The sequence below is a fragment of the Desulfobotulus sp. genome (assembly GCF_034006065.1).
In the GTDB taxonomy this organism is placed as follows: Bacteria; Desulfobacterota; Desulfobacteria; order Desulfobacterales; family ASO4-4; genus Desulfobotulus.
Window position 1 is genome coordinate 75343 of sequence record NZ_JAVETM010000006.1, and the last position, 19322, is coordinate 94664.

Below are 19322 nucleotides of genomic sequence, written 5' to 3' on the forward strand. Positions count from 1 at the left end.
CTGTTTTTCCCTTACCCTTTCCCATGGAAACGGCACCTATGAGCAAGCCAGCCCCCTTTTCCCCTGAAGTGGAAAAACTTCTGAAACTCATGGAACAGATCTGCCATGATCTGGCCTGGAACCGTTATGACCGGGCAGAAGCCCTGTTTGAACTCACCCGCAGTACAATCTATCCTGAGCCCATCGCAGGGCTTGCGGAATCCTTTGGTATGATGCTGGTCAAAATCGAGACGCGGGAATTTCAGATGGAAGAGATGCTGAAAAACCTCAAAGAAACCAGCAAAGCCCTGGAAATCTCCCGCAGGCAGCTTCTCAAGGAAAACGAAGGCCTGAAAAAAGGACTCATGGAGCGCTTTTCGCCTAAACGCATTGTGGGTCAGAGTCAGTGCATGCGCCATCTTCTGGATCAGACGGAACGCATCGCAGACACGTCCGTGAACGTACTCATCACAGGCGAAACGGGAACGGGAAAGGAGCTCATCGCCAAAGCCCTGCACTACAACTCCATCCGCAAGGCAGGCCCCTTTATCGCCATCAACTGCTCAGCCATTCCGGAAAGCCTTTTTGAAAGTGAGCTTTTCGGCATTGAAAAGGGCATCGCCACAGGGGTTGCCATGCGAAAGGGCCTTGTGGAGCAGGCAGGCGGGGGCACCCTCTTTCTCGATGAGATCGGGGACATGCCCTTGAACATCCAGGCCAAAATCCTGCGGGTGCTGGAAGAACGGGAGGTCACACGGGTGGGCGGCTCTGCCGTCATTCCGGTGGATCTGCGGGTGGTGGCCGCCACGCACCGGGACCTGAAGGCTGAAACAAAGGCCGGACGTTTCCGGGAGGATCTTTTCTTCCGCCTTAACGTCATCTCCCTTGCCCTTCCCCCCCTGCGGGAGCGGTCCGAAGACATCCCCCTGCTGCTTCAGCGTTTTCTCGATCTTCACTGCCGTCAGATGAACCGCCCCCTTCTCAGGGTCAGCCGGGAAGCCATGGACTGCCTTATGGCCTATCCCTGGCCCGGCAATGTGCGGGAGCTTGAAAACGAGGTGGAGCGGGTGGTGGCCCTGTCCTACGCCCAGCAAATCCGGGTGGAAGACCTTTCCCCCCATATCCAGAAGCCCCGCCGAGACCAGATGCTGGAAGGGGATGCGGTGGCAAACAAAACCCAGGAGGTCAGGGAAACGACATTTCTGCCTGAATCAGAGTCGAAATTCAGCCTGGAAGCCAACGAAAAAAAACTTGTGGAAAAGGCCCTCAGCGCTGCTGGCGGCAACAAGAGCCTCGCCGCCCAGATGCTGGGCATCAGCCGGGAAGGCTTGAGAAAAAAACTCCAGAAATTCTCCTGAGATCTGGCGTCTCCCGCACCTCTTCGTTCTCTGTCAACCAAGGGGGAGGGCCGGGTTTTGGTTATGGATTCTGGTTTTTTCTGCCATCTGTCCTTCATTCCCAAACCAGGCAAGGATACGATCCCAGAGTGGCCAGGCCCTGTCCCGGAAGTAGCCCATATGTCCTATGGAACCCCATGCTTCCACCTTGGGGTCGAGATCCATTCGGGTCAGACGGGCTCCGCTGTAGCCCTGCATGAAGGCATCCCGCGAAACAGGCAGCGCCCACAGATCATCCAGAGCGGAGATGCCCAGAAGGGGTGTGCGCACCTCTGCGTAAAGGGCTTTCATGTGGGGCATCTCCGGGTCATCGAAAAAATAGTGGGGAAAACGGCACCAATGCCGCCACTGCTCATACACCCCAAGGGGCAGATCCTCCCCCATGCCCAGCATGGCAAAGGGGCAATACCCCTTCCAGCGGGTCAGAGGGGGCAGCACCACGTTCCACAGAAATCGGACACGCAGGCTTTCTGCAAAGGGCATCCAGCCATGCCATCCCGCACCCGCGCCCAGGGTGCAGCAGGCGGTCAGCAACTCATGGTTGGGCAGAAGCCCCAGAGCATGGCCTCCGTAAGAGTGCCCCACCAGAAAAAGAGGCTGATCCGCTGCGGCCATGGCACCCACCGCTGCGGCAAGGTCCAGACGACCCCAGTCCAGGCATCCGGCCTCAAAACCTTTCAGGTTTGCGGGTCTCGACTTCCCAATGCCCCGATAATCCAGGGTGAGAACGGTGAATCCCTGCCTGCTGGCATGGCAGGCAAAACGACGGTAAAAATCCTGGGGAACGCCCGTGGCTCCGGCCACCACCATATGACCCTTTACGGGACCTTCCGCCTCAAAACGGGTTGCAGCCAGGGGATATCCGTCGAGAGCGGAGAGTGGAAAAGGCACCCCCTTGTCTTTGCTTGTCATAGTCATGGTCCACTCCTTTAGGTTGGGGTTGCGGGAAAGAAGAAAATAGTACGCACGCAAATCAATATCTCCAAACTATTCCTCGTGCGTAACAATGTCAAGCAAAAGCCCTGACCTGCTGCGGATCCATGTGGTCAAGATGACCGGATTCATGGTAAGGGGCACCATGCAGCTCACGACAGACTGCCCCGCAAAGGCCCGACCTGAAACCAGGCTGGAGTAGAGAAGGCCATGCAAACCAGACCAAGGTGGGTTTTTCGAATGCCTTTCACGGATGCAGGCCAGCGGATAAAAATCCGAAACCGGACGCTCCTGAAACCTTCTTTTAAAAGACCGGCCCCACTAAGCCGCCTGACAGGATACCGATGAAAGAGACCCTCAAACCCCTATGGCTCATCACCCTGCTCCTCTTCCTCACCTCTCTCCTTCTTCTGGCTTCAGACATCGGCCAGCGCAGACCCGCCACCCAGGACACGAAAAAGCCCTATCCCGACATCGCCATCTTCCAGATCACCTCCACCTTTCTCATTGATGCCCATGTGAAAGGCATTGTGGATCGGCTGGAAGAAAAGGGAATGCTGGCCCCGGACCGGAAAAACCTTAAAATCTACAACCCCCAGGGGGATATGCCCACGGCCAATGCCATTGCAAGGGACATCGCGAGCAGCCCCTTTGACGTGGTCATCACCTCCAGCACCCTGGCCCTCCAGACCTTTGCCAGTGCCAATGCCGCCACCCGAAAACCCCACATTTTCGGTGCGGTCACCAACCCCTACACCACAGGGGTGGGCATTACCGGGCCAGAGCCGGATCAGCATCCGCCCTACCTTGCGGGCATCGGCACCTTTCAGCCGGTGCGGGAAGCCATCACCATCGCCCGTGAGATGCATCCCGGCCTCAGACGCATCGGAGTGGTCTGGAACCCGGCGGAACAATCTTCCGAATCCTGCCTCATCGAAGCAAGAAAGACCGTGAAGGATCTGGACATCCAGCTCATGGAAGCCATTGCCGCCAACACCTCGGAAGTCTATGAAGCTACCCAGTCTCTCATCTCAAAAGGAGCGGAAGCTCTGTGGATCGGAGGAGACGTGGTGGCCACGGCCTCCATCGGCCTGATGGTGAAACTGGCCACCCAGGCGGGTATTCCCGTGTTCACCAACGATCCTCTGGATGCGGCCAAGGGAGCCCTCTTCGGGCTGGGGGCCGATTACGGGACCGTGGGAAACCTTACGGCAGACATGGCCATTGCCGTGCTGGAAGGTGAATCTCTCGCTTCCTTCCGCATAGAGAACGTGGTGCCCCAGCTTCTCGATATCAACCAAGAGGTTCTAAGCCTTTACCCAAAGTGGCGGATGACAGAAAGACTTCAGAAGATCCTTCAGAAACAGGAGAAAGTCCCGGAGCAGAAAGCCGTGAGACGAAAAGAACCTTTCCGCATCCGCATGGTACTCTACAGTGAAACGGAATTTGCCGAACGCTCCAGAGAGGGCTATCTGGAAGGCCTTCGCAAGGCGGGGCTGGAACCGGGCCGGGACTACGAGATGCGGATCTTCAACGCCCAGGGCGACATGGCCACCCTTTCCAGCATCATGCTCTCCATTCAGGCGGATCAGCCGGATCTGGTGATGGTGGTTTCCACCCCCACCCTTCAGGCAGCCCTGAGGCAGGTGGCCGACACCAGCCCCGTGGTCTTCACCGGCGTTGGGGATGCGGTCAGGGCCGGAGCGGGGAAAAGCGAAACGGATCATCACCCCCATGTGACGGGCATCACCACCCGATCCCCCTTCCGGGGCATGGCGGCCCTCATCAAAGAAACCCTGCCCGGAGCAAGGCGTGTGGGCACCCTCTTCACCCCTGCGGAAATCAACAGCGAACTCTACAGATCCTGGTTTGCGGAAGCCCTCGGGGATGAGGGGATTGAACTTGTCTCCCTGCCTGTCACAAGCCCCTCCGACATCCCCCAGGCAGCGGAGGAGATGACCCGCCAGAACATCGGAGCCGTGGCCCAGATTGTGGATAACTTCACCCGGCCCGGCTTTGCCCTCATCGCCCGCAGGGCCGATGAGAAAAACCTTCCCGTCTATGTCTTTGACAGCGCCCAGATGAAGGAAGGCGGCACCCTTGCCCTGGCGCGGGACTACCATGATGCGGCCCTTGAAGCTTCGGAAATGGCCGTGCGGATTCTGAACGGCGAGAAGCCCGCCGCCATTCCCTTCAGAAACGCCAGCATGGAAGCCCTGATCCTCAACCCGGATCTGGCTGAGCGCTACGGGCTTTCCATCAGTGAAGCCATACGGAAAAGAGCGGCTCTGTATCCATCCGCAGCACAGCGGCCTCTTTCACCGGGAATCGGTGACACGGGTTGTATGGTGTCGGTAACTCCCCAAAACCCGACGCGGTTTTGAAGAAAATCATCGGCCTGGAATCGACGGAGGATTGAAAATGGCAACAATGAATTTCAATACCACAAACGCTACTTTCCGCCAGTTGCTTGGAAATGGCCTGAGTTACCGCGTTCCACCCTTTCAGAGGGATTACTCCTGGGCCGAGGATGAGTGGGACGACCTCTGGCAGGACATCCTCGGGCTTTTTGAGAGCGATGGAGAACCCGCTCACTATATGGGCTACCTTGTTCTTCAATCCTCCGATAATAAGCGGTTTGACATTATTGACGGTCAACAGCGACTGACCACACTCAGCGTCATGATTCTTACCTGCCTGGGACATATGCAAGATCTTATCCGCAGCAACCTGGATGCAGAAAACAATGCCAGGCGCAAGGAGCAGCTGCAAAACAGCTACATCGGCTACCTTGATCCCGTCAGCCTGGTGCCCCGCTCCAAACTGGAGTTGAACCGTCACAATAACCGTTTCTATCAAACCTATCTGGTTCCTCTTGAAAAGATCCCCCAGCGGGGCCTTAATGCCTCTGAACATCAGTTACGCAAGGCCTTCAACTGGTTTAAAGACAAGGTCAGATCACGCGCAGGTATGACAGTAAATAGTGGTAAAGAACTTGCGGCTTTCATTGAATCCCTTGTTGACAGGCTATTCTTTACCGTCATCACGGTCACTGACGAGTTAAATGCGTTCAAGGTATTTGAGACCCTCAATGCCAGGGGGGTAAGACTTTCAGCAACCGATTTGTTAAAAAATTATCTTTTTTCCGTTATCAGTTCCCAGGATACCCATGAAACAGAGCTGAAGGCCCTGGAGGAACGATGGGAACGCATCGTTGGCCTTTTGGGGAGCGAGAGTTTTCCAGAGTTCCTGCGGATATTCTGGAACAGCCGCAACAGGCTTGTGCGCAAATCCGATTTATTCAAAACAATTCGAACACGGATCGCTACGCGGGATTCGGCTTTTGAACTATTGCGGGATCTGGATCATTCAGCAGCCGTCTATGCCGCACTTCGTGACCCCCAGGATCCTTCCTGGAAGAGCGACGAAAAAGTGGCACTTGCGCAGTTGATTCTGTTCAACGTACGCCAGCCGCTGGCCATGCTGTTGTCATGTCATACCCGTTTTCATGAGACGGACAGAGCAGACTTCACCCGCATTATGAAGGCTGTGGCGATCGTTTCCTTTCGTTATAATGTGATATGCAACCTTCAGACCCATGAGCAGGAGCGATTGTACAACGACATTGCCTGGAGGGTCTCTTCGGGTAGCTACACCCGGCCATCTGAAGTGATTTCCGCACTCCGGGACGTGTATCCCGATGACACCCGGTTCAAGGCCGCTTTTGCTGAGAAGGAACTGCGCACAACAAACAGTCGAAACAAAAAAGTGGTACGTTATATCCTCTTCGAAATAGAAAAGCAGCGCTCTGGGCAGGATTTCGATTTTGAAAGTGCCACATACAACCTGGAGCATATCCTTCCTGAGCACCCTTCCGAAGACTGGTCATACATCGAGGAATCCAAACAGGATCGCCTGATCTACAGAATTGGAAACATGACTCCCCTTGAAACCAGCCGAAACCGGGATCTGGGCAATGCAGACTATTCCACGAAGCGACAGGTTTTTCAGCAAAGTACCTTTCAGATTACCAGGGCAGTTTCAGAACACTATGAAACCTGGGATGAGACCAAAATAGAAGCCAGACAAAAACAGTTGACAAATATTGCTGCTGGCATTTGGAAAATTGAATTCGGAGGGTAACTGTCAATGGCCGTTCGGATTCTGAACGGCGGGAATCCCGCCGCCATTCCCTTCAGAAACGCCCGCATGGAAGCACTGATCCTCAACCCGGATCTGGCTGAGCGCTACGGGCTTTCCATCAGTGAAGCCATACGAAAAAAAACGACCCTATATCCCCATGCAGAGCTGGAGTGAGGGGGAGATCGGAGAAGCAGGCCCGGAATCACGGATTACCGCAACCCCAATATCGGGGATGTGCTGAAGACCTTCGGTTTCATTCAGGCCTTTGGAAGGGGAATTGCCATTGCACGGAGGGAGATGGAAAAAAACGGAAATCCGCCCCTGGAATTTGAAACCAGCCCGAGTGCGGTGATGTGCACATTGAGGAGAAAAGCATGACGGCACCCGTACTGACCTTTTTCAACAACAAGGGAGGGGTTGGAAAAACCTCCCTCATTTACCATCTGGCCTGGATGTTTGCCCGTCTCGGCAGACGGGTGGTGGTTCTGGATCTGGACCCCCAGGCCAACCTGACCGCAGCCTTTCTTGATGAAGACCGCATTGAGGCGCTCTGGAATACGGAGGATGCAGGCAGCACCATCTACCAGTGCGTCAGCCCCCTTGCCGGTGTGGCGGATATTGCTCCTCCCCTGCTTCAGCCCATGGCGGAAAATCTCCATCTCCTGCCGGGAGATATCCGGCTTTCCGGCTTTGAGGAGGCGCTCTCCAAAGAGTGGCCGGACAGCATGGGGGACAAAAACCTCTACCGGCCCCTGCGTATCCTCAGCGCCTTCTGGCAAGTCATGCAGATGGCCAGGCATCAGGTGCAGGCGGAGATCCTTCTTGCTGACATCGGCCCCAACCTTGGTGCCATCAACCGTTCTGTCCTCCTGGCAACGGACTACGTTGCCATTCCCCTGGGGGCCGACCTTTTTTCCCTCCAGGGGTTAAGCAACCTCGGCCCCACCTTAAGAAGCTGGAAAAACCTGTGGCAAAAACGTCTCGGCAACTGGGAGGAGAGCCCCGAAAAAAAGCACTACCCGGATTTCAGGCTGCCTTCCGGCAAGATGCAGCCCATCGGCTATCTCTGTCAGCAGCATGGGCTTCTTCTGGAACGCCCGGTGAAGGCCTATGACAAGTGGGTGCAGCGCATTCCCGCCGTTTATCGGGAAGCCGTTCTGAATGAAGCCCCGGTTCAGAATCTGCGGCAGGAAGACGATCCTTTCTGTCTTGCCACCATCCGGCATTACCGCAGCCTGGTGCCCATGGCCCAGGAACGCCGCAAGCCCATTTTCAACCTCACCTCCGCCGATGGGGCCATTGGCAGCCATGCCCATGCGGTGAGTGACGCACGGAGGGACTTCAGAATTCTTGCGGAAAAAATCGCTGAAAGAACAGGGCTGGCTCCAGCCCCCAAGCCATGACACCCCGGACCTGGCAAGGGACCTCCGAAAGTAAGCATTTCGCCAGCATCCCATCGGAAATTTCCGCCCGGTCTTTCCACCGAGGCATCCTGGGTCAAAGCCAGCTCACTGCCCGACACGCACAAGCCGGGCGTGGCCGATGCGCTTCTTGCTGCCCTGACCGGCAAGGCCGTTGATGAAAAAAAAGTTCCAGGCAAAACCGCTGTCGCTGGAAATGGAAGAGGCGGACCAAAACCAACCCTCACTGGGAAAGACCTTAAGATCATAGGGCGCAAGGCTTCTCAGCTCCTCTATGGTCGGAACCCGAAAACCGCCCGGTGCTGTCAGGGTGCTGGCATCGTACCAGGAACCGCGCCATGCCGCACCGCTGCATACGGAGTCCGTCCAGGTCTGACCATGGGGGCAGCGCTGCCACTCAAGGCCCGTGCTGTTATCCCGCAGAATCGCCCCATTGCTCCCCGCCACAGGCTGAAAGCGGGATTCTGCCTGTACACTTCCTGCTGCACAGCACAAAACCACAACGCCCGTAAAAAGAGTGAGATTTTTCCTGAAGTTCCTTATTTTCCCAATCCATTTTTGCACCACGGCCCTTTCCTTTCTTCAAGAAGATCCAGGCGGTGCCTGGCTGCGTCCGGGTTCCCTGGCCCGGCACAAAACAGTACCGCCCCACACGACCGCCATCCGCCTTAAAGCCAAAAGCAGGCTCCTGCCCCATACGCCTTTCAGGGAATGGGCCGGAATGTGTCGCCCATAGACGAAGGCCCGCTGCCCGAAAATGCCCCGGACCCGATGGGAGCAGGACGGGAACTCTTGTACGTCACCGCAACCCGGTTGCCGTGCATGAATACCTTTTCGACGCTGTAGCCATTGGCCGCATAGCAGGAAGGAACATCATAGGCGATGGAAAATACCGCTTGAGGGATATTCCCATTATATCCCCAGGCTTTCAGGCCCTGGCGGATGCAGGACTGATCCGCCAAAGCATCCTTTGGAGGCGGATAGATGAACTGAAAAATAAAAGCAGAGACAAACCCGACCATAAAAACAAGAATACCGCGAAAATACTTTTTGCCTTTCATCATACCCTCCCGTCGTTTTTGTTAAAATTCCTGCACCTTATTTTTATCACCACACCTTGAACGAATGCACAATCCATGCCCATAAACCCATGCGCGTTAAAAGGGGCACAAAAACCGGACGGCGACGAACCCTGTCCCCCGCACCCATATCCCCATGGCAAAAAGCCTACTTTCCTGCCGCCCACATTTCTGGCAGTTTTCCTTCCCCCGACATCTTCAGAAAGACATGACCCAGAAAGCATGCCATGGGTCGGAAGTCCTGCCCAGTCCGTGCCAGCCCTGCTTTTATCCCTTGGAAATCCCGTTTGTATGGTATAACCGTCTATCCTCTGATCTTCAATACCCGGCATCAGGGCCAGAGAACGCCTCGTGCCGCATTCCAGAATACCGGGAGATTCCCGGCGCAGGAAAAACAGGAACCCTTTTTCCGGTTTCCGCGCATGCGACAGAACAGATAAGGATCCGCCATGAAGCTGACCTTTGAAAAAAAAGCGCCCTATCTCCTCGTCCGGGCGGCAGGCAGGCTGGATGCCGCCTGGTCGGAGTATTTCAGCACCACCCTTCTGGAGGAAATCCGCAAAGGGGAGCACCGCATACTTCTCGATGCTTCCGGGCTGGCCTTTCTCAGTTCCGCAGGCATCCGCGCCCTGCTTCAGGTGGCAAAGGCCCTGCACGCTGTCCGGGGATTCTGGCAGATTGTGGCCCCCAATACCTTTGTGCGGCAGATCCTTGAAACATCGGGATTTACGGACTGGATGCAAGACAGTCTGCCCGAGGATTTTCCTCTGGACACAGCCCAGGAGCCCCCCGTAGCCCCAGACAGAAAGGCAGCAGAAGCGCCTTCGGGGATCACCCATTTTGTGCTGAAGGAAAGGGCCTCCCTGCACCTTGCCATCCCCGCAGACTGGAAACCCTGGAAAAAGGCCGTAAAGGAAGACCTCAGAAAAATCACCCTGGATGAGGAGGTCATGGCCTTTGGCATCGGAAGCCCTGCCACCTCCGCCGAAGAGGCTCTGGAAGGTTCCGGAGAATTTGCGGCACTTGGGGGACTCGTGGCCTGTCAGCCGCCGGACGGGGAAAGTCCGCCGGATTTTCTCATCCGGAAAGGGAACTATATCCCGGAGCTCCATGTGCTTCAGGCCCTGATCTGCCGGGGGGAAATGGGCCATCTTCTGCGCTTTGCGCCGGAAAGGGAAAACGCCCTTTTTCCCCTCTCCCGGATTCTCCGCCTCCTTCTGGAAAAAACCTCCGGAAAACCCGCAGGCTTTGTGCTGCTGGCCGAAATCGAAGGGCTTGTGGGGTGCAGCCTCATCCGCTCCCCGGGGCGTGGAGATCTTCCCGAGTCCATGGCCTTTCCGGAAATCCGGAACTGGCTTTCTTTCTGTGGAGAACGCTGCCATACGGGCCATCAGGCCCTTGTCACCGGGGTGGTGGCAAAAAGCGCCTCTCCTTTTTCTTCAAAGGCCCTTCTCCTTCCCCTGCCCTCGCACCCGGACATGGCGCTCCACGCCCATGCCCTTGTCTTTCCCCATCAGCCCCTGCAAAATGGCGTGATCGGACTCCATGAATCCGCAGGCCGCTTTTTCCACGGCCCGCCCCCCATGGCGGTGCTGCACCTCATGGAAGATGCCCGTCCCCTCACCGGTCTTGGAGAAAGCACCTTTATCCGGGGTGCCTGCTGGTTCCATGCACTTGAAAATTCTGAGGACTTCCTATGAATCTTGTCATCGGCGCGTTCACCATGGGGCTGATTCTGGCCCTCCTTTCCCTCGGCACCCTGATCAGCTTCCGCATGATCCGCTTCACGGACATCACGGTGGATGGCTCCATCACCCTGGGCGCCGCCATTTCCGCTGTCATGCTCATGCAGGGCCATGCGCCCCTCACGGCCCTCCTTGCCTCCCTTGCGGGCGGAGCACTGGCCGGAACCGTGACGGGGCTGCTGCACACCCGCTTTAAAATTCCCCAGATCCTTTCCGGCATCCTTGTGATGACGGCCCTCTATTCCGTCAATCTCCGGGTCATGGGCCGCAGCAACATTCCCCTTCTTGATGTCAGCACCCTTTCCGATCCCGTGGAAAAGGGGCTTTTCGCCCTCACGGATGCTTCCCGGATTCTTCTGTGGGGCTGGCAGATTCCTTTAAAGGATATCGCTGTTTTTCTCACAAGCCTTGGCCTTTGTGCGGGGGTGGGCTTTCTGCTCTGGCGCTTTCTGCTCACCCATTTCGGAACAGCCCTCCGGGCCGCAGGCCATAACCCCCAGATGGTGAAAGCCCAGGGCGTGAATCCCCATACCATGGTCATCTTAAGCCTCGCCCTTTCCAACGCCCTTGTGGCCCTCTCCGGCAGCCTGCTGGCCCAGTATCAGGGCTTTGGCGATGTGCAGATGGGCATCGGCATGATGGTCTGGGGCCTTGCCAGCATCATCATCGGCGAGGCCCTTGTGCGGCGGGGCGGCCTTGGCGTGGCCATCACCGGCGTCATTCTGGGAACCATCCTCTTCCGGCTCCTCATCGCCATTGCCCTGCGCTGGGGCATGAATCCCAATGATCTCAAACTTGTCACCGCCCTTTTTGTTTTTCTGGCCCTCATCGCCCCCCATGGCGCAGAAAAAATACTCACCTTCTTCCGGGGAGGAAAAAAGCGTGCTTGACATCCAGAATCTCTCCCAGACCTTTTTTCCCGGCACCCCCAACGCAGTTCAGGCCCTTCAGGGGGTATCCCTGCACATTGAAGAAGAAAGCTTCACCGCCATCATCGGCACCAACGGTTCCGGAAAAAGCACCCTTCTCAATGCGGTGGCGGGCACTTTTCTGGCCGATCAGGGAAAAATTCTCCTGGACGGGCAGGACATCACCCGCTGGCCCGAGCACAAACGGGCTGCCCTCATGGGCCGGGTCTTCCAGAATCCCTTTGCAGGAACAGCTGCGGAAATGACCCTTGCGGAAAACCTTGTCATTGCCATGCGAAGGGGGCTGAAGCGCCCCCTTTCCACCGCCCTTTCCCGGCAGGTGAGAGAAGAAATGGCCGAACGGGTGGCCTCTTTGAAAATGGGCCTTGAAAACCGCTTGGATAATCCCATCGGCACCCTGTCCGGCGGTCAGCGCCAGGCCCTGACCCTGCTCATGGCCACCTGGCTCAGGCCGAAGCTTCTGCTTCTCGACGAACACACGGCGGCCCTTGACCCAAAAAGTGCGGCCCAGGTGGCAGACCTCACCCGGCGGATCATCCGCAGCGAAAAGCTCACGGCCCTCATGGTCACCCACTCCATGCAGCAGTCCGTGGAACTTCCCGACCGCATTGTCATGATGCACAAGGGAAAAATTGTGGAGGATTACGCAGGGGAAAGAAAGGGCCGGGTACGCATCCCGGATCTCATGGCGGCCTTTGACCGGGTGAGGCGAAGGGAGCTTTTCGATGCTTCCGTGGCGGAGGTGGTGGCGGAGCAGTATGTGTGAGAAGGGCATCCCTCACGGACCCTCCATACTGGCAACAGAACGGCCAGGTGCCACCCAATCTGGCAGCTCTGAGAAAAAAAGCAGCACCCTTTATGGCGATCAGATCCCCTGAAAGGATATACGCGTACAATCTTCCCAGGCTTTGCAATGCCCTTCTGAAAACAGCAGGCAGATATGGCCCACATATTGCTAAAATCTCATCAGAAGGACATTTAAGGATCTGATTTCTTCCCTGTCTCCGCCTGGCAGGCTGGATCAGGGGGGATCAGACAAAAAATCAACGGATTAAATACAAAAGGTGCTGCCATGAAAAAACAAACAACCTGCATTCCGGCCCTTGCCTGCCTTCTCGTCTCAGGTCTGGTTTTCACCACAACCGCCTTTTCCAGAGACTGGTCCGGAGATATCAGGGGCCGCGTTATCACCTGCAGGGTCAGTGACATCCAGAAAAATTTTCTCGGTATCTGGAAAAGCTTTAATGTCAGCTTTGAAAGCGGGATGGCAAGGGCCCGGTTCTCCTGTTCAGGAAATCCCTGGCTGGATGAAATGGTCTGCCTGCAAAATTTTAGTGAGGGAGGCTTTAAAGCCGAAAGGGAGCGCATCCAGTTCAACCTGGTACCGGGAACCTCTGACGCAGAATACAAAGTCTGCGCAAAGATCTATGAGATGGCCCAGTTCAGCCTGAAAGAATCCGGCCCCATCCGGCCTCACTGACATGCAGGCTTCTTTCATTTGAAAAGCCTTGCCAGAAAACTTACAGGAAAGAAGCCTCTCCATGAAAAAAAGCCTCTGCATCCTGAGCATTCTTGGTCTCACCGCCATCGCCCTGCCATCCGGAAGTCAGGCTTTCTGGCCCCCCTTTCTCAGGGGATGCCCGGATCTGATCCACTGCGACCTCATTCTTACGCACAACCTCTTCAACCAGAATCAGCCTGAACAAACCGAAATACGCCTGGGCACTCTCTCCGTAGCCACATGTTTTTCACTGAAAGAGCTGGGATGCAGACCCTGGGCATGCGCCTCGCCCCATGCAACAACGGATGAAACCTACTGGAAAGAGGCCTGTGGACAGCATTTTCCCTACGACACCTCCCGTCATCCAGCACTGATGCATCACCGGATCAAGGTAAGTTATCCCTCCTTTTAAACCTTTGACGCTGTCAGAAAGCCTGAAAACCCCATGCCCATATCCAGATCTTCTTCTTTGCTGCTATTTTCCTTTCTGTTTCTCACCGCCTGTAGCCAAAAGCTCCCGGCTCCCGGAGGGATCGCAGACCTTGACACCCTTCCCCAGCATGTGGCCCCCTATATTGCCCACCTTTCCCCGGAAGATTTCTTTCTTCCCAAAGATGCCCAGCCCGGTCTTGCTGCCACCTATGAAGCCCGTTATTTTTCTCCCTGGGAGAACCCCCTCCTCCCGGAAAAAGAAAATCCTTTTGCTAAAATCCAGCGTTTTGAAGGCAAAGAGCTTTACGGTGAAAACCTGCTTCCCCGGCCAGACGGATGGTTTGAGGCCATGAAAGGCCGTATGGCTCCGGAAAAATGGCCTTCCATGGAAAAACCCGCCATCAGCGTGACCGCAACATCCCTCAGAATGCTGCCCACGGTAAGCCCCCTCTTTTACAATCCCGCAGATCCCGGAGAAGGTTTTCCCTTTGATTATCAGCAGGATTCCCTGATCCCCCCAGGGACCCCTCTTCTTGTTCGTCACGCCTCCGTGGATCAAGACTGGTATTTTGTCAAAGCCCCCTGGCTTTCCGGGTGGGTGCGGTCTCAGGAAATCGCCTGGGTGGATGAAAACTTCATGGAGGCCTTCCGCTCTCCTGAAAAAATCACCTTTATGGAGGATGACGTTCCCGTTTTCACCGAAGACGGAGCCTTTGCCCTGCAGGGGCGCGTGGGGATGATACTGCCCCGCCATCCAGCCAAAGAAGACGACGGGAAGGAATACTTTTTGGTCGGTCTTCCTCTGAGGGGAGCCGATGGCCGGGCCGTTCTTGGGAAAGGACGGGTTCTCAAAACCCTCGCCCATTCCTGGCCCATCCCCGCCACACATGAAAATTTTCAACGCATCGCAGAGGGACTTATCGGAAAGAACTACGGATGGGGTGGTCTCTATGAAAACCGGGACTGCTCGGCCCTGACCCAGGATATCTATGCAGCCTTCGGTCTGCCCCTTCCCAGAAACTCCAGCCAACAGGCCAAGGCAAGTCAGTGGATTGCCCTTGACGATCTTTCCGCCAAAGAAAAGGAAACACGCATCATCGAAGAAGCCCGGCCCCTCGGAACGCTGCTCTTCATGCCCGGTCATGTGATGCTCTATCTGGGGCAGGATCCTGTATCCGGGAAGCCTGTGGCTCTCCACAGCCTCTGGGGACTGCGTACCCGTGTTTCCGGCAAGACGGGAAGATGGGTCATCGGGAAAACCGTCATTACCTCCCTGAAGCCGGGGGAAGAGCTGCCCCACCTCGCCCGGCCCGATGGGGTGATACTGGAACGGATCACGGGCATGGGCCATGTGCAGAACGCACCAGAATAACCTCGTCACCAAAATCCCCTGGGAGACCAGCGCCGGGCTGTCCATCCGGAACAGTCCGCCGACCTTCAAAAACATCTTGGGAGTCCTTATGCATAAGATCAGTCACACACAACTGCGGGTTCCTGCGACAAAAAGCTTTCTTTCCCTTGTTCAGGGCCATGTGCGCGAGATGGCCCGCATTGCGGGCTTCCCGGAAAAGGATGTCCGGATGCTGGAGCTGGCCGCGGAAGAGGCCTTTCTGAACATCTGCATTCATGCCTATCCCGATGGCACACCGGGGGACATGCTTATCAGCGCTGAGCTGCTGGAAGGGGAGCTTCGGCTGGAGTTCAGCGACCAAGGCCTTCCCTTTGACCCCGCCTCCCTCCAGACCCTGGAACGGCAACGGGAAATCCCCGGCCTCGGCCTCAGGCTCATCCACCATGCGGTGGACGAAGTCCTGTGGATCAACCGGGGCAGAAAAGGCAAGGCCATGTGCCTCGTCAAAGGGCTTCCCCAGGACGACAAGGAAAAAGAAGTAGAGTCCGGCTCCCTTCCCGGCCTTCATCAGAATGCGAAAGATCCTGCGCAAGAACCGACTGCCCATCCCCTGCCTGCGGACGAAACCTTCGAAATCCGTCCGCTTCAGCCTGAAGATGCCATGCAGGTGGCCCGTCTGTTCTGGCTGACCTATGGATATTCCTACAAGAACGAAGCCTTTTACAAACCCGAAGGACTTCTGGATCTGGTGGGACGGGGCCTTCTTTTCAGCTATGTGGCCGCCACCGAAGACGGAAAGATCGCCGGTCATGCAGGACTTTTCAGGCCGGAGCCCGTGCCCATGGCGGAGATGGCCATGCTGGTCATTGATCCGGCCTACCGGGGCCGGGGACTCATGAAACCCTTTATCACCCGTCTCAGAAAGGATGCCGGGGAGCTGGGCCTTTTCGGGCTCTCCCTCAATCCCGTGACCAGCCATTCCCACAGTCAGCGGGATGTCATTGCCATGGGCGCAGCGCCCTGCGGTCTGGAGCTTGCCGCCTGTCCGCCCCGCCACTTCAAGGCCATGGGACTGGAAGATGGCCCCCAACACCGCGAATCCTATCTGCACTGTTTTTTCTATCTTAAGCCCCCTCCTCCGGCGTGTATTCATGTGCCAAAGCGCCATCAGGAGATGACAGAACGCATCTGCCGGAATCTGGGACGGACTCTGATTTCCAGCCCGGATGGGCGTGAAGGGAGCCTGCATGCCCCCCCGCAGGAAGGGGCCTATTCGGTGTCCTTTGACCGAGGGCTTCAAAAGGGTGTTGTGCGGATATCGCGTGCCGATGAGCGACAATGGCCGGAAATTCTCCGGGCCACACGGGATCTCATGGATATCGCCGGAGCGGAAGTGGTTCACATGGATCTGCCCTTGGCCCAGACCGCCACGGCCTTTCTCTGTGAACAGGCCGAGGCTTCCGGGTTCTTCTTTGCAGGAATATGGCCCCATGGAGCGGAAGACGGGGACATGCTGAGGCTGAGCCGCCTTGCCACTCCGCTGGATATGGGGCTTTTACGTCTGCATTCGGACTTCGCCCAGGAACTGGCGGCCTATGTGGGCACGGAGATGGAACGGGCAATGGGGATGAGGGAGCAGGGAAAGCCTTATACCTGAAAAGGGGGCGGCGGCTGGACGACGCGGAGTACCGGGCAGCATGCGGGTGACAAAACTTCTTTACGACTGCGGGCGAAGGCCTGCTTCAGTTCCGCCAGCCCTGATCTCACTTCCTTCACCGTTGGGAGATCAGCGCCGGGCTGTCCGTCCGGAGCAGTCAGCAGGCCCTCATCATGGCATTGCAACCATAAGAAGGTCTGGGTATAGCGACTACGAACCGGCCGGATTTCATCCGACCCTACATCCCGGAAGCCATGCCGCAGGCGCTGCGTCCGTTGATGCGGCAGATCAGCCGGGCCACCAGCGGTCCCGTCAGAACAACGGAAAAGAGGCGAAGGGTCTGGAGAGAAAGCACAAAGGCAAGATCACAGCCGGAGTCTGCGGCGATGATGGCAATAGAATCGAGACCTCCGGGGCTGGTGGCAAGATAGGCCGTGAGGGGGTCAACATCTGCCCAGACGGTGAGCATCCAGGCCGCAAGACCACAAAGCGCCATAAGGACGAGGACAGACAGAAGGAGCTGAGGCAGAACGCGCACGGTGTAGCGAAGGGTTTCGGGGGTGAACCGCAGGCCGATGTACCAGCCAAGGCTTGCGTACGCCGCCCAGAGCAGCCAGGGCGGCAGGGCAATGTGCATCCATCCAAGGGAATTGAGTACAGCCCCCACCACCATGGGCAGAAGAAGAGCGCCTGCGGGAATGCGGCCCATGCGACCAATCACAATGCCTGCTGCCACCAGGCCAAGGGTCTGGACCAGAGGAATGAGGGGCACATCCAGGCCCGGTGACCAGGTGGGAGCCGGAAGATCTCCAGCATGCCCTCCCAGCAGCAGGTGGGACAGGGCCGATGCGGTAAGAACCACCACAAAGACCCGCAGATACTGCATGAAGGCCACCATGCGGATGTCCGCACCAAAGGATTCGGCCATAGCCATCATGGCAACGGCTCCGCCCGGTGAGGTTCCCCAGGCCGCCGTGTTTCCCGGCAGGGAGCCAAAACGCATCAGCCCGTGCCCCACCAGGGCTCCAAAGAGAATGACCAGGGCAATGGCAAAAAAAATGGCGGGCCAGTTGCGGATCAGTGCAGCCAGAATGGACGGTGTCATGGTAAGGGCCACCATGCAGCCCACCACAGATTGCCCCCCGGTAAAGGCCCAGCGGGGAACCGTCAGATTCACACCGCGCAGGGCAAAAATCATACCGACCAGCATGGGCCCGAGCAGGGTGGCCGCCGGAAGCGAAACCCACTGCAAGACCACCGCCAGAACAGCGGATAAGAGGATCAGAGCGGCCCAGATAACAGCTTTACGGATAGGTACCATATGGGTCTCCTGCGACCAAAGCCGCTCCCTTTTCAAAAAGAATCGTTTTGACCGATGCAGATTCAGGCATAGACCCTCTGCACCGCTGGTTCACGCTGCCAGACAGTTTTCTCCCTCGTTACCAGCCATAGGTACTGAAAATCTCTTCCAGCCCTGCATGGAGGGTTTTCCCATAAAACTGAATGAGTACATCAGGCCTGTTGGTAAAAATACCATCCACCCCGTTTGCATTTGCTCTGTCCATATCCACGGTTTCATCAAGGGTATAGGCATGAACCAGCAGGCCCATCTCATGGGCGAGGTTGTTGAACCAGGGATCGATGAGGTCCATGTAACTCTGATCCCCCTTTTCCGGATCATTGTATCCGCTAAGCCGGGTTCCGGGCCCAACGGCCAAAGCACCGTTATCCTTTGCCCATTGCAGCCACATCCTGTAATTTTCTTCGGAAAGCATTTCCCATTTTGCACTGAACTGCGCATAGCTTTCCCCTTCCGCCTGGGCCAGGGGCTCATCTTTTCGCAAGGGGCCATAGGTTTTGGAAAGATCTGCGCCAGGAACAGACTGATCCACCTTTTCGCTGCCCCAGTCCAGGGCTTCCTGTTCTGTGTACAGCCAGAGCAGAAAGCACTTGGGGGTTTCCGGCATGTATTTATTGAGAAGCGGCAGGCTTTCCGGCTCAAAGGTCTGAAGAATGGTTCTGCCCCTGGTGAACTGGATGCCAACATTTTTAGCAGGATCAAATCCGGCGGGGGCCTTTTTCACAGAGGTGGCCAGCCAGCCTCTTTTTTTGAGAAGTTCGTAAAGATCCTTTTCGATGCCGGGAAAAAAGGTGGCGACCTTTGTTTCGATGTAAAGTCCGGGCCTGTTCCCATTGTCATTGGGGTCCGGCTGGCCATTGGCAAGCTTTCCCTCTGCGATGTTAAGGACCTCCTCCAGAGTGGAGATTCTTGCGTTCACAAAGGCGCTTCTGGCTCTGTCAGGAAACTTCCCATTGAACCAGGAACCTGCGTCAAGACGCTTCACTTCTTCAAGGGTAAAGTCGCTCATCCGGTTTTTGGCTCTGTCGGGAAAGACATCCAGAATATTGGATTTCTGGGAAAGATCATTGCAATGGGAAGCAATCAGAACGCCGTCTTTGGTTCTCTGGAGATCAATCTCCAGATATTCGGCCCCCATCTGCCGGGCAAGAATATAAGCCTGCTCCGTAGATTCCGGGGCGTAGTACGAAGCTCCCCTGTGGGCAATGACGGCTTTGTGCGGTACACCGGCCTTGCTGCTGAGAATTTCTCCCCGGCCTGCCTTTGCCGTATCCTGCAATGCCTTTGTACCGGCGGCTTCCCTGTTTCCCACACAGCCCGTCGCCAGAACCGCTACGGTGATAAGAAAGGATACTGCCTGTGACACTCTTTTCATGGATACACTCCCCCTTGTTG

Annotated in this window: 18 protein-coding genes; 13 read left to right on the top strand and 5 right to left on the bottom strand. The window is 56.5% G+C overall.

Annotated features, from left to right (window positions below; genetic code table 11):
- Window positions 1–38 precede the first annotated feature (38 nt).
- Window positions 39–1337 (top strand): sigma-54 dependent transcriptional regulator, encoded by a 1299-nt coding sequence (locus RBR60_RS04375; protein WP_320354659.1) that lies wholly within the window; start codon window positions 39–41, stop codon window positions 1335–1337.
- Window positions 1338–1370: 33 nt separating this feature from the next.
- Here RBR60_RS04375 and RBR60_RS04380 read toward each other — a convergent pair whose 3' ends face one another.
- Window positions 1371–2294, bottom strand: coding sequence for an alpha/beta fold hydrolase (locus tag RBR60_RS04380; RefSeq protein ID WP_320354660.1), 924 nt, complete (start codon window positions 2292–2294; stop codon window positions 1371–1373).
- Window positions 2295–2653: 359 nt separating this feature from the next.
- On the opposite strand from RBR60_RS04380, the gene RBR60_RS04385 reads away from it, so the two are divergent.
- From RBR60_RS04385 to RBR60_RS04400, 5 genes are read left to right on the top strand one after another with little or no spacing between them, the layout of a single operon-like run.
- Window positions 2654–4693: an ABC transporter substrate-binding protein gene (locus tag RBR60_RS04385; RefSeq protein WP_320354661.1), complete on the top strand. Its 2040-nt coding sequence runs from the start codon at window positions 2654–2656 to the stop codon at window positions 4691–4693.
- A gap of 37 nt (window positions 4694–4730) precedes the next feature.
- Window positions 4731–6452, top strand: a complete 1722-nt coding sequence (locus RBR60_RS04390) for a DUF262 domain-containing HNH endonuclease family protein (RefSeq protein WP_320354662.1) — start codon at window positions 4731–4733, stop codon at window positions 6450–6452.
- A gap of 6 nt (window positions 6453–6458) precedes the next feature.
- Window positions 6459–6626, top strand: a complete 168-nt coding sequence (locus RBR60_RS04395) for a hypothetical protein (RefSeq protein ID WP_320354663.1) — start codon at window positions 6459–6461, stop codon at window positions 6624–6626.
- A 27-nt stretch (window positions 6627–6653) separates the two neighbouring features.
- Window positions 6654–6830, top strand: coding sequence for an ATP-binding protein (locus RBR60_RS16790; protein WP_413815448.1), 177 nt, complete (start codon window positions 6654–6656; stop codon window positions 6828–6830).
- Complete coding sequence (locus RBR60_RS04400; protein WP_320354664.1) at window positions 6827–7855, top strand: ParA family protein; 1029 nt, start codon at window positions 6827–6829, stop codon at window positions 7853–7855. The genes RBR60_RS16790 and RBR60_RS04400 overlap by 4 nt, the downstream gene beginning before the upstream one ends.
- 105 nt (window positions 7856–7960) lie before the next feature.
- Here the strand turns inward: RBR60_RS04400 and RBR60_RS04405 are convergent, their stop codons facing one another.
- Window positions 7961–8437 carry a DUF1566 domain-containing protein gene (locus tag RBR60_RS04405; protein WP_320354665.1) on the bottom strand — a complete coding sequence of 159 codons (477 nt, stop codon included), beginning with the start codon at window positions 8435–8437 and terminating at the stop codon, window positions 7961–7963.
- Window positions 8438–8577: 140 nt separating this feature from the next.
- On the bottom strand, window positions 8578–8934 hold the full coding sequence (locus tag RBR60_RS04410) for a hypothetical protein (RefSeq protein WP_320354666.1): 357 nt from the start codon (window positions 8932–8934) through the stop codon (window positions 8578–8580).
- Window positions 8935–9401: 467 nt separating this feature from the next.
- Between RBR60_RS04410 and RBR60_RS04415 the strand changes: the two genes are divergently transcribed.
- The 7 genes from RBR60_RS04415 (at window position 9402) to RBR60_RS04445 (ending at window position 16567) form a co-directional block, all read left to right on the top strand.
- Entirely contained in the window at window positions 9402–10652 is a 1251-nt protein-coding gene (locus RBR60_RS04415) for an STAS domain-containing protein (protein ID WP_320354667.1), read from the top strand.
- On the top strand, window positions 10649–11587 hold the full coding sequence (locus RBR60_RS04420) for an ABC transporter permease subunit (protein ID WP_320354668.1): 939 nt from the start codon (window positions 10649–10651) through the stop codon (window positions 11585–11587). The genes RBR60_RS04415 and RBR60_RS04420 overlap by 4 nt, the downstream gene beginning before the upstream one ends.
- Window positions 11580–12392, top strand: coding sequence for an ABC transporter ATP-binding protein (locus tag RBR60_RS04425; protein WP_320354669.1), 813 nt, complete (start codon window positions 11580–11582; stop codon window positions 12390–12392). The genes RBR60_RS04420 and RBR60_RS04425 overlap by 8 nt, the downstream gene beginning before the upstream one ends.
- Window positions 12393–12698: 306 nt before the next feature.
- Entirely contained in the window at window positions 12699–13106 is a 408-nt protein-coding gene (locus RBR60_RS04430; protein WP_320354670.1) for a hypothetical protein, read from the top strand.
- 61 nt (window positions 13107–13167) lie between these two features.
- On the top strand, window positions 13168–13539 hold the full coding sequence (locus RBR60_RS04435) for a hypothetical protein (protein WP_320354671.1): 372 nt from the start codon (window positions 13168–13170) through the stop codon (window positions 13537–13539).
- A gap of 33 nt (window positions 13540–13572) precedes the next feature.
- Window positions 13573–14931 carry an SH3 domain-containing protein gene (locus RBR60_RS04440; RefSeq protein WP_320354672.1) on the top strand — a complete coding sequence of 453 codons (1359 nt, stop codon included), beginning with the start codon at window positions 13573–13575 and terminating at the stop codon, window positions 14929–14931.
- A gap of 88 nt (window positions 14932–15019) precedes the next feature.
- Window positions 15020–16567 carry a GNAT family N-acetyltransferase gene (locus tag RBR60_RS04445; protein WP_320354673.1) on the top strand — a complete coding sequence of 516 codons (1548 nt, stop codon included), beginning with the start codon at window positions 15020–15022 and terminating at the stop codon, window positions 16565–16567.
- Window positions 16568–16805: 238 nt separating this feature from the next.
- Here the strand turns inward: RBR60_RS04445 and RBR60_RS04450 are convergent, their stop codons facing one another.
- Together RBR60_RS04450 and RBR60_RS04455 are read right to left on the bottom strand one after the other, a co-directional pair.
- Complete coding sequence (locus tag RBR60_RS04450; RefSeq protein WP_320354674.1) at window positions 16806–17888, bottom strand: AbrB family transcriptional regulator; 1083 nt, start codon at window positions 17886–17888, stop codon at window positions 16806–16808.
- A gap of 118 nt (window positions 17889–18006) precedes the next feature.
- Window positions 18007–19302, bottom strand: a complete 1296-nt coding sequence (locus tag RBR60_RS04455; protein WP_320354675.1) for a glycerophosphodiester phosphodiesterase family protein — start codon at window positions 19300–19302, stop codon at window positions 18007–18009.
- Window positions 19303–19322: the final 20 nt, after the last annotated feature.